Source organism: Thiomicrorhabdus aquaedulcis (assembly GCF_004001325.1).
Taxonomy (GTDB): Bacteria; Pseudomonadota; Gammaproteobacteria; order Thiomicrospirales; family Thiomicrospiraceae; genus Thiomicrorhabdus; species Thiomicrorhabdus aquaedulcis.
The window spans coordinates 145,266-159,105 of the sequence record NZ_AP018722.1 but is presented as its reverse complement, the minus strand read 5'-3'; the positions used below and the strand labels follow the sequence as shown (position 1 = coordinate 159,105).

At 48.9% G+C, this 13,840-nt stretch carries 12 protein-coding genes; 4 read left to right on the top strand and 8 right to left on the bottom strand.

Annotation, left to right across the window (positions count from 1 at the left end):
- Positions 1-6: 6 nt before the first annotated feature.
- Genes EP181_RS00630 through EP181_RS00620 form a run of 3 tightly spaced genes read right to left on the bottom strand, consistent with a single transcriptional unit; the run spans position 7 to position 3,835 of the window.
- Positions 7-1,251 carry a BaiN/RdsA family NAD(P)/FAD-dependent oxidoreductase gene (locus tag EP181_RS00630; RefSeq protein ID WP_172959650.1) on the bottom strand — a complete coding sequence of 415 codons (1,245 nt, stop codon included), beginning with the start codon at positions 1,249-1,251 and terminating at the stop codon, positions 7-9.
- Positions 1,248-2,012, bottom strand: coding sequence for a competence/damage-inducible protein A (locus tag EP181_RS00625; protein WP_127469943.1), 765 nt, complete (start codon positions 2,010-2,012; stop codon positions 1,248-1,250). Before EP181_RS00625 ends, EP181_RS00630 begins: the two co-directional genes overlap by 4 nt.
- A 23-nt stretch (positions 2,013-2,035) precedes the next feature.
- Positions 2,036-3,835 carry an ATP-binding response regulator gene (locus tag EP181_RS00620; RefSeq protein ID WP_127469942.1) on the bottom strand — a complete coding sequence of 600 codons (1,800 nt, stop codon included), beginning with the start codon at positions 3,833-3,835 and terminating at the stop codon, positions 2,036-2,038.
- A 110-nt stretch (positions 3,836-3,945) separates the two neighbouring features.
- Here EP181_RS00620 and thiD point away from each other — a divergent pair, with 110 nt between their 5' ends.
- Entirely contained in the window at positions 3,946-4,857 is a 912-nt protein-coding gene (gene thiD, locus EP181_RS00615; RefSeq protein WP_127469941.1) for a bifunctional hydroxymethylpyrimidine kinase/phosphomethylpyrimidine kinase, read from the top strand.
- Between the two features lie 64 nt (positions 4,858-4,921).
- On the opposite strand, the gene EP181_RS00610 is transcribed toward thiD, so the two are convergent.
- Together EP181_RS00610 and mnmC1 are read right to left on the bottom strand one after the other, a co-directional pair.
- Positions 4,922-5,131 carry a hypothetical protein gene (locus EP181_RS00610; protein ID WP_127469940.1) on the bottom strand — a complete coding sequence of 70 codons (210 nt, stop codon included), beginning with the start codon at positions 5,129-5,131 and terminating at the stop codon, positions 4,922-4,924.
- Between the two features lie 63 nt (positions 5,132-5,194).
- A complete protein-coding gene (mnmC1, locus tag EP181_RS00605; RefSeq protein WP_127469939.1) occupies positions 5,195-7,225 on the bottom strand; it encodes an FAD-dependent 5-carboxymethylaminomethyl-2-thiouridine(34) oxidoreductase MnmC1 in 2,031 nt (676 codons plus the stop codon).
- Between the two features lie 219 nt (positions 7,226-7,444).
- On the opposite strand from mnmC1, the gene EP181_RS00600 reads away from it, so the two are divergent.
- Entirely contained in the window at positions 7,445-9,823 is a 2,379-nt protein-coding gene (locus EP181_RS00600) for a GNAT family N-acetyltransferase (RefSeq protein WP_127469938.1), read from the top strand.
- 136 nt (positions 9,824-9,959) lie between these two features.
- Here EP181_RS00600 and EP181_RS00595 read toward each other — a convergent pair whose 3' ends face one another.
- Complete coding sequence (locus EP181_RS00595; RefSeq protein WP_127469937.1) at positions 9,960-11,030, bottom strand: type I restriction endonuclease; 1,071 nt, start codon at positions 11,028-11,030, stop codon at positions 9,960-9,962.
- 235 nt (positions 11,031-11,265) lie between these two features.
- Between EP181_RS00595 and EP181_RS00590 the strand changes: the two genes are divergently transcribed.
- Together EP181_RS00590 and EP181_RS00585 are read left to right on the top strand one after the other, a co-directional pair.
- Positions 11,266-11,508 carry a type II toxin-antitoxin system HicA family toxin gene (locus tag EP181_RS00590; protein WP_127469936.1) on the top strand — a complete coding sequence of 81 codons (243 nt, stop codon included), beginning with the start codon at positions 11,266-11,268 and terminating at the stop codon, positions 11,506-11,508.
- Positions 11,505-11,837, top strand: coding sequence for a type II toxin-antitoxin system HicB family antitoxin (locus tag EP181_RS00585; RefSeq protein ID WP_127469935.1), 333 nt, complete (start codon positions 11,505-11,507; stop codon positions 11,835-11,837). Before EP181_RS00590 ends, EP181_RS00585 begins: the two co-directional genes overlap by 4 nt.
- 178 nt (positions 11,838-12,015) lie before the next feature.
- Here EP181_RS00585 and EP181_RS00580 read toward each other — a convergent pair whose 3' ends face one another.
- Complete coding sequence (locus EP181_RS00580; protein ID WP_127469934.1) at positions 12,016-12,747, bottom strand: zeta toxin family protein; 732 nt, start codon at positions 12,745-12,747, stop codon at positions 12,016-12,018.
- A 100-nt stretch (positions 12,748-12,847) separates the two neighbouring features.
- Entirely contained in the window at positions 12,848-13,705 is an 858-nt protein-coding gene (gene purU, locus EP181_RS00575; protein ID WP_127469933.1) for a formyltetrahydrofolate deformylase, read from the bottom strand.
- Positions 13,706-13,840: the final 135 nt, after the last annotated feature.

Here is a 13,840-nt window from a genome sequence, read left to right as displayed (position 1 = left end):
CGTTGTTCACAACGCCAGCCCACAGGCTACGCCCGATGCCCAAGCCCATTGAAAGTTGTAGCCGCCCAGTTGCCCGGTCACGTCGAGGACTTCGCCAATAAAATACAGGCCGGGCTGTTTTTTGGCTTCAAAGGTTTTAGACGACACCTCGTCGGTGTCCACGCCGCCCAACGTTACTTCGGCCTTATCGTACCCGGCGGTGTCGTTGGGATAGAGCGTCCATTGCGTTAGTTTTTGCGCGTAATCGGCTAATAGTTCGTCGGGCACATTAGACAACTGGTGCTCTATGGGAAACCACTCTAACCAGGCCTGGGTAAAGCGTTTTGGCCAGGTTTGATTAAGCCATTTAACCAGGCTTTGACCCGAGTTTTTGAGCTTTTTAAGCTCGTCTAAAGCGACCAGGCCTGGTAACAAATTAATGTGAACAGGTTCGCCAATGTGCCAGTAGTTGGATATTTGCAACATCGCCGGACCGCTTAAACCGTTATGGGTAAACAACATCGCTTCCGCAAATTGCGCCTGTTGGCAGCTTGCCACCACGTCTAACGCCACCCCGCTTAAAGCCGCAATGCGATCAGACCATTTGCCTTCAAACACCAAAGGCACCAGGCCTGGTGAAGTGGTCAGCACGTTTAAACCAAACTGTTTGGCTAATTGATAGCCCAAACCGCTGGCTTTTAATTTAGCAAACGACAACGCGCCGCTGGCCACCACCACTTTTTGGGTCTGTAATACGCTATGCGTGGCGTTCAGCGTGTCGGTAATGTCGAGCACAAATCCGCCCTCTTCGGGTAACGCGCGCACGGTATTTAACTGGGTGTGCGTTTGCACTTCAACCCCAGCCCAATCGCACTCGGTGCGTAAAATCTGAATTAAATCTGACGCGCGTTGCGTGCAAAATAACTTGCCCAGCTCGCGGGTTTCGTACTCCAATCCGTGGCGCTCTACTAACTCAATAAACGCACTGCTGGGGTAACGCGACAGCGCACTTTTAACAAAATGCGGATTTTGACAGATAAAATGAGCAGGGGTCACCGTTAAATTGGTGAAGTTACATTTACCGCCACCCGAAATGCGGATTTTAGCCGCCGCTTTGGGCGCATGATCCAGCACCAGCACCCGCTTACCGTTATAACCGGCGGTGGCGGCACACATTAAACCCGAAGCGCCCGCACCAATAATTACCACATCCCAATGGTTTATAGCGTGGCTCACAGCATGGCTCGTAGTGTGATTTGTAGACAAGGTCATAACAGCGCCTGCCACTGGCAACCGCGTCGTTGCGCTTCGGCCACTAATTTTTTATAACCGGCTACCGCTTGCTCTTCTAAGCCTTCCACCCCCAAATCGATGGTGCGTTTATGATCGGCGTCAATACTGGGCAAACTAAACAAGCGCAACGTCGGAAATTCAACCTCAAATTGCTCCATAAACTCGACCCACTCCGACTCTTGACCATCGATTAACCGAATGGCTTTTTCGATGGTGGGCGATTGGGTTAAATGCGCGTAATAGGTGTTAAGCACCCACTCCATCATGGGTTTGGCCATCATCGGAAACCCTGGCATAAAATGGTGGTGTTCAATTGAGAACCCCGGTACTCGATTGTAAAAATTGGGAATAATGGCCGCACCCGCTGGGTACTCGGCCATGTGAATGCGCTGCGGATAGGCCGCCTCACCAAACTGCGCTTCAATTTCGGCGACCGCTTCGGGGTGGCGTACTAATGGCAACTTTAACGCCTGCGCCGCACATTGACGAGTACGGTCGTCGGGGGTAGCGCCAATGCCGCCAAAACAAAACACTATGTCGGTTTGCGCTTGCGCCTGTGCAAAACTCTGTTGCAAATTTTCTTGCAGCAAACTGGGTTCATCGCCCAATATTTTTACCCAACTAACAGCCAAACCTCTGGGTTTAAGCAGTTCATTGGCTTGCGCCAAATGCTTGTCTTGGCGTTTGCTGGACAAAATTTCATCACCAATAATCATTAATCCAATACGCGGTGTTGTCATAAATGTGTGCTCCCCATAGCGATTTAGCTTAAAAACTGATTTATTTTTTGATGTAACTCTGGCCCGCGCAAAGGTTTGGTTAACCAATCGTTCATGCCCGCGGCCTTAACGTCTGCTGCAATGTCTGCCATACTGAGCGCGTCGTCAGAAGGCACGGCACTGTGCATGCCAAGTATTACCAAGGGCTTAGAAAGAGTACCCTTAAGCGATGATGCGCGCTCTTGTTCGCGCCACTTGCGAACTATGTTATAGCCCTCAAGGTTCATCATCTGGCAATCGATTAACACCACATCACAAGGCGTGTGTGCCAAATAATGCAGTGCTTGCGTGCCATTATTGACCAAATCTACCAAAAACCCCATGTTACGAAGCAGTGCCATTGCCACTTTTTGACTGACCAAATCGTCTTCAACCAACAAAACTTTTAACGCTAAATCGCCGCGTTTTGGTAAGGCGGCCATGGACTGATCCATCATTGGCTCAAAAGTAAGCTTACGTAAAATTTGTGTAAACAAAGACCATTTTAACGGCTTAAGCATCAGCATGCGATTGGCCTGGGTTAACACCTCTGTGGCGTTAAGCTCTTGTTGTTTAGGCGTCATTACCCACGCCACTGTTTGGGTAACCTGCGCCAAACTGGCCATTAACGCAGGCGCCTCTTGCGGAGTCTGCTCTAACGTAACCATGTCAATTGAGATAACATGAACGTGCGCCAGTTCGCCTTTTTCTAACGCCTTAAGCAACACCGCCGTACTCGAATACACCAGCAACGTCACGTTTAACTGCCCTAATTGCTTAACCACTTTGGCGGTAAACGCATCGTCAGGCAATAAAATAGCCACCACCACTCTAAGGGGTGCGGGTTCTAAACACGGGTGTGCGTCAAACGGCTGCAAAGGCAATTTAAACCAAATGCGTGTGCCTTGATGCTCTTGGCTTTGCACGCCAATATAACCTTGCATTAAATTCACCAACAATTTGCATAAACTTAAGCCAGTTCGGGCTTTGGTAAGCGGCGTAACACTCAAAGCATCGGCTTGCCAAAAAGCTTCAAATAAAGTCGCCTGAGCGGTTGGGCTCATGCCTGCGCCACTGTCTGCTATGGCAAACTCAATAAATTGCCCACTTTGTTTTGCCCAAGTCATGCTGATGGTCAGCGTTACATCGCCCTGTTGAGTGTATTTAATGGCGTTTTCAAGCAAAATAAGCAGCATTTGGCGCACACGAGTTTCGTCGGCCAAAATAACACGGGGCATCTGTGGGTCAATAAAATACCCCAAGCGCAAACCTTTACTGTAAGCCTGGTCGGCCAGGTGTTCTAAGGCGCTTTCAACCACTGGCAACAACGCCATCGGTTCGTGTTTGATGCACGCCTGTCCGGCATCAACCGTCAAAAATTCGCGCCAATTCTCTACGGTCTTAGACGCCCATTGCGAACGCTGCAGTACCGTTTGCACAGCGTGACGTTGCGACTCATTTAAGGTGCTGTTTAACAAGGTTTCGGTTTGGGTAACAATGGCCTGCATGGGCTCGGCCACGCTGTGCATTACATTGGCTAAAAAAGCCGATTTGCTATTAGATTCATTTACCGAAGTGGTGTGCAAGGCCTGCATAGCCGCTAACTGTGCTTGCAACTCTTTAACTTGCTGTTCACTGTTTTGTTGGGCTACCCGTGCCGTGTGCGTTGCTTGACGTTGGACTGTTTGCTCTGCGGCTGCGCGTTTTAATTGTGCCCACAGCACCCAACCGACTCCGGCACACAGCAGCGCCAACGCACTTAACGCAACAATCACTGTCCATCCAAATTGAGTGTAAACAACCATATAAACCCTTAAACGCTCATAAAAAACACGTTAAAAATGCATTAAAAATAAAGAGCGACCTTTAGGGCACCGTAATTGACCCAGCCCCAAGCTCTTTGTATGATGTGGGCATGACACACTCCCACTCAAACGTTAACGACGCGGCGCACGCCTTGCCCACTGTGCTTACCCTGTCCGGCTCAGACGGTTCGGGCGGTGCAGGATTGCAGGCCGATTTAAAAACCATCAGTGCCCTGCAAGGCTATGCGTTAACCGTACCCACCGCCATTACTGCGCAAAACAGCCGTGGCGTGCACAGTGTGCACCCTTTGCCCGCGCACGTTATTAAAGCGCAATTGCAGGCCATTTTTGACGATTATCAACCCCACGCCATTAAAATGGGCATGCTCGCCAACCACGCCACCATTGAAGTGATTTTGACCTTTTTGCAGCCTTACTGTCAGCAACACCCGCACGTTCACGTGGTGGTAGACCCCGTACTGGTCAGCAGCAGTGGGCGGGCATTGCTCGAACCCAGCGCGCTGGATTTATTTATTCAGGACATTTTGCCGCTTTCCACCGTGCTCACCCCCAATGTGCCCGAGGTCAATCGGTTGCTCAACGCGCAGTTTAAAGGCCAAGCCGGCGAAATTGAGCAGATGGCGCAAGGCTTTTTTGCCCTGGGCGTGCCCAATGTGCTCATTAAAGGCGGGCACAGCGTTGAGCCACACGCCATTGACTATTTGGTGATGTTAAGCCAACAAGGCACTTTAAATCCCCATCACACCTTTGCCACCGCACGCCTTAACACCCCGCACACGCACGGCACGGGCTGTACGCTCGCGTCGGCATTGGCCACCGAACTGGCCAAAGGCCAGCCCTTAATAAACGCCGTACAAAACGCCAAAACCTATCTGTTTAACGCCCTTAGCCACGCGCACAACGCACAGCCGCGATACCTTAATATTAATAACAACACAGGCCACAGCGACAAAGACAACAGCCGCCACGGCGGACTCAACCACTTTTACGCAGTGCGTTGATGAGGCGTTGACCAGGCCTGGTCAACGCCTCGTCAACATCTCGCCAACATCTCGCCAACCTATATCACTCGGTCATTTTCTCTTTTTCTTCTTTAATCACGTCCAACGCGCCTTGCATGTGATCGCCGGTTTCGGAGAGTTTTTCGACCGCTTCTTGGGTTTTTTCTAGCCCAGTTTGCGCCAATTCACGACTGCCGTACCAATCAAACATAATGGCCAACGACACAATAATAACAATCCAAATAATCAGACTGATTTTTCCAAATAAATACATAAGATGTTCCTCAAGATGGGTGTGCGGGTCATTATATAGAAAGTGACTCTTCTGGCCACAACATTAATCGTCCAAAACCGTCGGCGTGCTTTGCCCGCTGCGCCAGGCTCTAATGGCAAACCGCGCAGGATGACTGGCGTGATACAACGCCAGCGGCTGCACCAACGCGTGGCCTTGCACGTCGGCCACAATCGATTCGGCCGCTAAAAACACCGACATTAACCCGCGTGGCCCATGACCGTTTGACACAAACAATCCCGGTTGATAACGCTGGGGCGCATAACGGTACACCGCGTGCGTGTGCGACTGCGATAAATAGGTACGGTTCATCCAATCCCAATCGGGTACTGCACCCATAATGGGCAAGTGATCGGGCGTGGTGGGTCTAAAGGCAATGCGCCCAGACTCATTGCTTAACGTGTGTAACGCGTTTGGCAGGCTTAGCATGTCTGCCGCCGGCTTCAACCACTCGGGCAATGCGGCCGCGGCGTTGCTTAGGTTAATGTCGTGACCTTGCATGGACAGGATTTGACTCATGTCGGGCGCTTCAAACGTTGCACCGGTGACCGCCAAGCCGTCACCGCACGGCGACGAATACCCAGCGTGCGTGACCGGGCACTTTAACGGCGTGGTTTGCTGTGCGGCACTTAAATGAGTTACCTGGCCTTTTACCGGTCGAATGGGCAAGTGCAACCGTGCGTTAAGCTCGTTGGACAAACCGCCGGTGGCAAACACCAAAACGTGAGCGGTAAAGGTGGCTGCTGGGGTGATGACCGTCCAGGTGTTTGACTCGCGCTCTGCCACGTCTGTACGCCTAAAATCGGTGACGCGGTGCGCGGTTTTTACGGCTATGGCCGGATGCGCCAGGCAAAAGTTCACCACCGATTGGGGATGCAACCAACCGCCTTGCGGAAAAAACACGCCCGGCACGGCCGCTAACGTGCCTAAGGTTTGACTGGCCTGTTGAGCCGACTGCCATTGCGCTAACGACGGGGGCAAACCCACCCGCCTAAACGCGTCTTGCACGCGCTCTAAACTGGTTTGCGTGACCAAAAGTTGAATCAAACCGTTTAATTCACCCCGGAGTTGGCCGCGCTGTAAAGCGGGTTGCAGCGCGCGCAAGGTCGCTTCAAAGCCTTGCAAATACCATTGACTGCGTAAGTTCCAATCGGCGGTAATTAAGGGATGCACCGTGCCGGCCAAATTGCCCGACGCTTGACTAGCCACACATTCATCGGCTTCTAACACGGTCACCTGCCAACCCGCATTGGCCAAGGCGCGCGCCACACTCGCCCCCGCCAATCCTGCCCCCACCACAATGGCGTTACGGGGCAGGGCATTGGATTGCGTGTTTGATTGCACGTTCGATGGCATGTTGAGTTGCGAGCATACCGGCTCAGGCCTGGCAAACCACGGGGCTTTTAAACTAAACGGCCGTGTTTGCCGTAATTGGCCAAAACAGAGTTTCGACTCTAACTCGTTGGCATTTGCAGTAGCGGTGGCGTTTTGCACCAAAAAACCAGCAGCACTTAAGCCATCGCGCACTGCGTCGGTTGCACCCACGCTGAGAAAGGTGGTGCTGGCATGACTTAAACGCGCCATTTGCTGATACAGCGCGGGCGAAAGCACGCTCGACGAATCTTGGAAGTCGTTCGCGTCCAGCCACCACGCGTCTACTTTAGAGCCATTTGCGCCATCGCACTCTTGCAAACCACGTTGCACATCGCCCAACCACAAGGTTAGGCGAATTTTATTTTCGGCCAACCAAACGTCGTGCCAGCCGGGTAATGGGTTTGGATACTGCGCACGCAACGCGTCAGCCAAGGGGTTTGCAGGCGACGATTGCGGCCAATCTTGAACGTTCAAAGACTGTGGTTCAAACGCCATGTAATGCAGTTGCGCCTGCGCGGGTGCGTGCTCTAACCAGTGCTGGGCAAGGGCTAAAAAAAGCCGTCCATCACCAAAACCGGTTTGCGCGATTCGAAAGGTCGTTGACCCAGAGGGTTGACTCAGCGCTTTAAAACGCCGCGTTAAATCATTGTATTGAATACACAGCGCCGCTGGTTCGGTCAAGAATTGGGTTGTAATGGTCAAGGGTTGCTCGTAAATTGGTCTAAAATGAAGCTATTATAAGAGACCTTTGCACGAGTGTATGCACGAATAAAAATGGTTAAAATTCACCTGATTTTTGTTGAAAAACTTGCGAATAGCCAGCTATTCACTGCGTTTTCCGCCGCAATCAGGCAAAATTTTCCCTCATTTTTATTTCGCACCTCACTCGTGCAAAGGTCTCAAGTTTTTTAGGAGGAATGCATGAACAACCAGGCCTGGTCAGATGATTTTTACACGTTGTTGCACACCTTACACACCCAACGCCATCGCTTGTGGGTGGTGTTAAGCGGCGAGGTAACCTGGCAAAACACTGTGTTAAACGCTCTGTTTAGCGCGCAACATCGCTTGGCGCAAACCCCCACACACTGGCTGAGTTTGCCGCTTAACCCAGAATTTAACACAGAATTTAATCCAGAATTCAACCCAACACTTAACCCCGCACACTTAACAGAACACGCCCACATTACTACCGTGAGCGGCGCGTCTTTAGCGCACCGTTTAGGCCAAGAAGTAGACGGTGTTTTGCTGGACGCCTCGCAAGGCTTAAGCGCCAACCAGTTGGGAATGGTGTCGGGCATGGTGCGTGCCGGCGGCTTGCTGGTATTGCTTACACCGCCTGTGGACATTTGGCGCACCGCCGTTAATCCTGAAAACGCGCGCTTTTTAAACACGCCCTACACGCTTGACCAGGCCTGGTCGTATTTTAACGAGTATTTAATTCACCAATGGCAAAGTCCATCCCAACACCCGGTATTATGGCTAAAACAACACGACGAACACATTGACCAGGCCTGGTCAAACGCCTTACAACAGCTTAAAACCCTAAACGCCCATCATGCCGTGCAGGACACCTTGCCCACCGCCGACCAACACGCGGCTTTGCAAGCCATTCATTCAGTGGCGTTTGGGCATCGCAAACGCCCATTGGTTATTTCGGCCGATCGTGGGCGCGGCAAAAGCAGTGTATTAGGGTTAGGGGCGATAGACTGTTTACTGGCCGGCAAACAGCACATTGTGCTGACCGCCCCCAAATTGGAACAACTGCACAGCGCCTTTACCCAGACCTGGTTGCAATGTAAACGCGCTGAACAGAGTACACAAAGCAGCACACAAAACAGTCCATCCAACGCCATCGGTTCATTAAGCCAATTAAGCCAATCACCAGGTCGGGTAAGTTTTATGTACCAAGGGCAGTTAAAAACCCTAGAATTTATCGCCCCCGACCAACTGTTGCTTACGCCCAATAACGCCGACGTGCTGATGATAGACGAAGCCGCGCAACTGCCCACACCCATGTTAAGCGCCCTGCTGGCACAGTATCATCGCTTGGTGTTTGCCACCACACTGCACGGCTACGAAGGCTCGGGGCGGGGTTTTGAACTGCGCTTTAAACAGACCTTACAACGCCAAACCCCGCAGTGGAAAAGCGTGCATTTAACCCAGCCCATTCGCTATCACGCCAACGACCCGCTGGAACACGCCATTGAACGTGCGCTCTGCCTAAACGCCCAAACATCGGTGTTTGGCCCCAACGATCTGCTGCCCAACGCGCTTAATTTAGACTGCGTAACCGTCGACACATTTGACATTCACGCCCTATTTAACGCCCAGAACAGTGCCCATGAAGAGGCCTTGCGCGACTTCAGCCAACTCTTTAGCCTGCTGGTGCACGCGCATTACCAAACCAGTCCCAACGATTTACAACAGCTGCTTAACGCCCCCAATCTACGCATTGAGGTCGCGCGTTTTCAGCACAAAATAGTCGGCGTCTTGGTCAGCGTGGCCGAAGGCGATTGGCCATTACCACACCAACACACTCAACGCCTGCACGGCCACTTGGTGCCGCAACTGTTGGCCAATCACACCGCCGCCAACGCGTTATTGGCACTGCGAACCTGGCGCGTCATGCGCATTGCCGTGCATCCGCAATGCCAACGTTTAGGCATTGGCCACGCCCTACTCAACCACTGGCAAACGCACGCCCAACAACAGCAAGTGGATTACCTTAGCGCCAGCTTTGGCGCACACGCCGACCTGGTTCGGTTTTGGCTTAAACAAGGCTACACCCCCTATCACCTGGGGGTAAAACGCGACAAAGCCAGCGGCACCCACAATGCCGTGCTGATAAAACCCATGCACTCAGCCGCCCACGCCGCACTGCGTCCCAGTCAAATCGCCTTTGCCCAGCAATTTGCCCACAACCTAATCGAATCGCTTAACGAGCTTGAAGCCGACATTATTTGGCTGTTATTAACTGCGTTACACAACACGTTACAAAATGCGTTAGAGAGCGCGTCTTGTTACGCCGCGCACCCAGACGCGTTACAACCCATAATGGGCTACGCCAACGGTCAACGCCCATTTGAGAGCATCAGCGGCCAGTTATGGCACTTTAGCCTAAACCAACCCGCGCAATTTAGCGCCTTATCACATCGCCACCAAGCCATTTGGTGCGATAAAATCCTTAAAAAACAACCCTGGTCAACCGTCGCCACCACCCACCAACTCGCCGGCCGCGCCGACGTCGAAAACCAATTAAAACAAGTTTTGATCACGCTCTATAACGCGCAAAACGCCTAATACTGGTGTATAAAAGCACTGAAACTTACCAGGCCTGGTAAGTTTTTTGGCGGCTTGAAGCTTTGCAAACTTTCATAAAAAAACCTGCCGAAGCAGGTTAAAAATCGTCATAAATAATTTAAAAAATCACATCAAATTATCCATATTCGTTTAATGTTTCGACCAATTTATCGGCATGCTCAAAAATATCATCTATCGATTCAATTGGAACACGCGTTTCAACTTTATCTGTCATTAACCCAAGATATTTCTGTTTGGCATTAAAATGAAATCTACACAATGGTTTTCGATTGTTGTCATCAAGCAGAACGCCACAATATGATTTTGTATCTCGCATAACTATTCTTGATGCCCCAGCCTTAGTTCTCAAAATAGCTTTTACAATATTGTAAGCTTCTATTTCTTCTTCGGTTGTCACAACGCCATTATCAAGTTCAACACTTACCTCGTTTAACAACACGGAAGGAGAGGCATTATCTTTAACCGACAATTCAGGGTGAGCTAAAGCGGTTTCCAAACGTTCATTAATTTTATCGGTAATAAACTGCTTATGCGCACGTTTAACAATCAACCTAAATTGCTCAAGAACTGGCTGTGTCAAACGACCCGAATAAATTTTTGCCGTAAAAAAACGAACCAAATCATCTGAAGGATTTTCAACTTCAGCATTCAAAATTTTCTTAACCTCATTGGTATACTTGAGGTCACTCGCCGTATTAAGAATTTCATCTAAATTGAAGGAAGGCTTAGTAAACTTTTTCAACTCATCGATTTCTTGCTTTTCAAACTTTTGCATATCTAAAGTAAAAAACGGCTTTGCATCCATCTGGTTAGGCTTATCTAAGTCGGTAAAAAACATATAAGTAGCGCCGTTCGTTAAAACACCAAATCGGGCTTCAGAAACAGAAAAATAACGATATAGTTGGCTTGCGTGACCTGGTGACAATTCTGCACCAAATTTTTTGCATTCAAAGAGCATTATGATTTCATTGTCTTTAGTGACCGCGTAGTCGACTTTTTCACCCTTCTTTACACCATGATCCGTAGTAAACTCTGGAATAACTTCAATAGGGTTAAAAACATCATATCCAAGCGCTTGAATAAAAGGCATGATCAGTGCATTTTTAGTGGCTTCCTCAGTCTGTAAAGTAGTGCCAAGTGTTTTAATTCTTTTTGAAATCTCATTTACGCGGTCAATTAAGTCCATTTGTACATCTCCATTTTTAGTCGAGCCATAATAGCATTAGAAATAATTAAACCCTACATAAAAACATGGAACGCTACCCTTTGATTTTTGGATTTTTATATTTTTCTGCCTGACTATGATTAGTACGAAAACCTTACCAGGCCTGGTTAAAACCAGCTTAACAATGGTATTAGAATTAGTTGCAACGTTGGCCTAGTGGTATTAAAATTAGTTGCAACATAACAGGGCGTTACAAATGAGCAAAAAAGATAAGCTATTGCAAAAGTTTTTAGCTACTAAACGCAACTTTTTATGGTCAGACGTGGTGGGAGTGCTCACGGCTTTGGGTTTCGAGCAAATAGAAGCGGAAGGCTCTAGAGTTGATTTTGTAAAAGGTGATTTCATCATTAACCTGCATAAGCCGCACCCGTCTAAAGAGGTTAAGGAGTATGCTCTTAAGCAACTTAAAGAACAGCTAAATCAATGGGGTGAACTATGAGCGAATTCATGGAATATAAGGGTTATTTAGGGTCGGTTGAATACAGCGCCCAAGACCACTGCTTGTACGGAAAATTGGCGTACATTCGCGCGTTGGTAAATTACGAGGCGCAAACGGTTGAAGAGTTGGAACGTGAGTTTTGTTCTGCCGTTGACCATTATTTGGCCGTCTGCGAAAAGCTTGGCAAGACGCCTCAAACCCCACTAAAGGGTACGTTTAATATTAGAATTAGCCCAGAGCTGCATAGGGCGGCGGTGATGGCGGCGGGTAATAAAAGCTTAAACGCGTTTGTGGCCGAAGCGATTGAGTTCCGCCTAGCGCAGGGTTAAACCTAAACTTTGTGAAAACAAACTCACCAGGCCTGGTGAGTTTGTTGGCTGTTTAAAAAAATAAAAAACGGGACGCTACCCATTAATTATGTAGCGTCACTTTTTTCACATAATCTTGGGGCATAGTGTTTGCAAGGCGGTGCACAACCCTTGGATTTTAAAATTTAAACCGCTTGTTTTATAAACGCGCTAGCCAGCTCAATGTCTTTTTAAGACTGTCTGACCCTTCTATTACGCTGTCAAAGTCGGTGATGTTTTCAATAATTAGATCATTTTCTAAATCAAAAAAGTCCACCGCAACACTGAATTCGGCCATGATGCGTTTTAACGTTGTAATGGAGTCTAAAAACTTTTGGTAAAAAATTAAATCCGGAACGTGTCGACCCTCTTTTTCTTCGCGGCATACTGTGTACAACTTTGCAATGTGCAATGGCCGATAAACAAACTCAATAATGACCGAATATTGGCGTTTAATCGACCGTTCAATATTCTCTTTTTGCAGTCGATAATCGCTAAAATTACCATCCAAAATAAACGATATTTCGTCTTTAAACACCTTATCCATTAAAAAACTGACCCCTTTACTGGACGCCTTTTGAAACAAATGCGCGTTGCTTCCAGTGTAATTTGGGCACAATTTTCTAATTTCATCGGTATCAATCCTATCAATACCCTGTGCGTTGGCTATGGACATGGCCAGTTCGGTTTTTCCCGCCCCGGGGCTGCCCGCTAAAAACACCGCCTTGCGCTCTTTATTGTTATAAACAATAAATGTATTAAACAAGGTGTTTTTATGGGTTTTAATAAACACCAATGCATTTTCTTGTATGTCTGCGTCATTCAAATTAACCGTGTCATAAATTAATTTTTTAGCCTGTTTAAGCAGCCGTAATTTATCGTCTATTTTCATCTATCACTCCGCGCACGCAAGGCTCTAAAATGGTGTAAAAAATTTGACCAGGCCTGGTCAATTTAACCCCCTGTGTAAAAAACAAATTTTAAGTTCAAAATCAGCTTTCAAACACCACCGTTTTGTTGCCGTGAATAAGTACGCGGTCTTCTAGGTGAAAGCGTAGGCCGCGGGCGAGTACGGTTTTTTCAACGTCGCGGCCAAGGCGGCGCATGTCGTCGATGGTTTGTGAATGGCTGACGCGAATCACGTCTTGTTCAATGATGGGGCCGGCGTCGAGCACTTCGGTGACGTAGTGGCAGGTGGCGCCAATGAGTTTTACACCGCGTTGGTTGGCTTGATGGTACGGACGTGCGCCCACAAACGAGGGCAAAAAGCTGTGGTGAATGTTAATGACTTGTCCGGCAAAATCGCGGCACATTTGCGGCGGTAAAATTTGCATGTAACGCGCCAAGACAATTAAATTGGCGTCGTATTGTTTTACCAACGCTTCGGTTTGCGCAAAGGCTTGGGGTTTGGTGTCGGGGGTGACGGGGACGTGATGAAACGGCACTTTGTACCACTCGACCATCGAGCGTAAATCGTCGTGATTGGCAATTACACAGACAATCTCGCCGGGCAATTCTTGTTCGTGCCAGCGGTGTAATAAATCGGCCAAACAGTGTGACTCTTTTGAGGCAAACAGCGCAATCTTTTTGGGTTGCTCTGAATCGGATACAAACCATTGCATGTTAAATTGCTGGGCAATGGGGGCAAATCCGGCTTCAAAGGTGGCCAAATCGCTGCTGATTGAGCTGGCTAAAATTTCGTGCCGCATAAAAAACCAGCCGTTGGCCGGGTCGGTATGGTGGTTGGCTTCGGCAATCGAACCGCCTTGTTGTGCAATGTAGTTGGCCACAGCGGCCACAATCCCAACTTGATCGGGACACGAAATAACCAAACGATAAACTCGACTCATAACCACTTCCTTTTTTAAATTGATGGCGCAATTTGCTGGCGCGTTGCACTCATTTTTACTAGTTTAACAAACCTGTCAAGTCTTTAAGAGCCCTTTAAGGTAGCTTTGATAAAGCAAATATACAACCTTAACCAG

Coding starts and splice junctions, on each gene's coding strand:
- EP181_RS00630 (WP_172959650.1), bottom strand. CDS start 1,251: ATGACCTTGTCTACAAATCACACTACGAGCCATGCTGTGAGCCACGCT.
- EP181_RS00625 (WP_127469943.1), bottom strand. CDS start 2,012: ATGACAACACCGCGTATTGGATTAATGATTATTGGTGATGAAATTTTG.
- EP181_RS00620 (WP_127469942.1), bottom strand. CDS start 3,835: ATGGTTGTTTACACTCAATTTGGATGGACAGTGATTGTTGCGTTAAGT.
- thiD (WP_127469941.1), top strand. CDS start 3,946: ATGACACACTCCCACTCAAACGTTAACGACGCGGCGCACGCCTTGCCC.
- EP181_RS00610 (WP_127469940.1), bottom strand. CDS start 5,131: ATGTATTTATTTGGAAAAATCAGTCTGATTATTTGGATTGTTATTATT.
- EP181_RS00600 (WP_127469938.1), top strand. CDS start 7,445: ATGAACAACCAGGCCTGGTCAGATGATTTTTACACGTTGTTGCACACC.
- EP181_RS00595 (WP_127469937.1), bottom strand. CDS start 11,030: ATGGACTTAATTGACCGCGTAAATGAGATTTCAAAAAGAATTAAAACA.
- EP181_RS00590 (WP_127469936.1), top strand. CDS start 11,266: ATGAGCAAAAAAGATAAGCTATTGCAAAAGTTTTTAGCTACTAAACGC.
- EP181_RS00585 (WP_127469935.1), top strand. CDS start 11,505: ATGAGCGAATTCATGGAATATAAGGGTTATTTAGGGTCGGTTGAATAC.
- EP181_RS00580 (WP_127469934.1), bottom strand. CDS start 12,747: ATGAAAATAGACGATAAATTACGGCTGCTTAAACAGGCTAAAAAATTA.
- purU (WP_127469933.1), bottom strand. CDS start 13,705: ATGAGTCGAGTTTATCGTTTGGTTATTTCGTGTCCCGATCAAGTTGGG.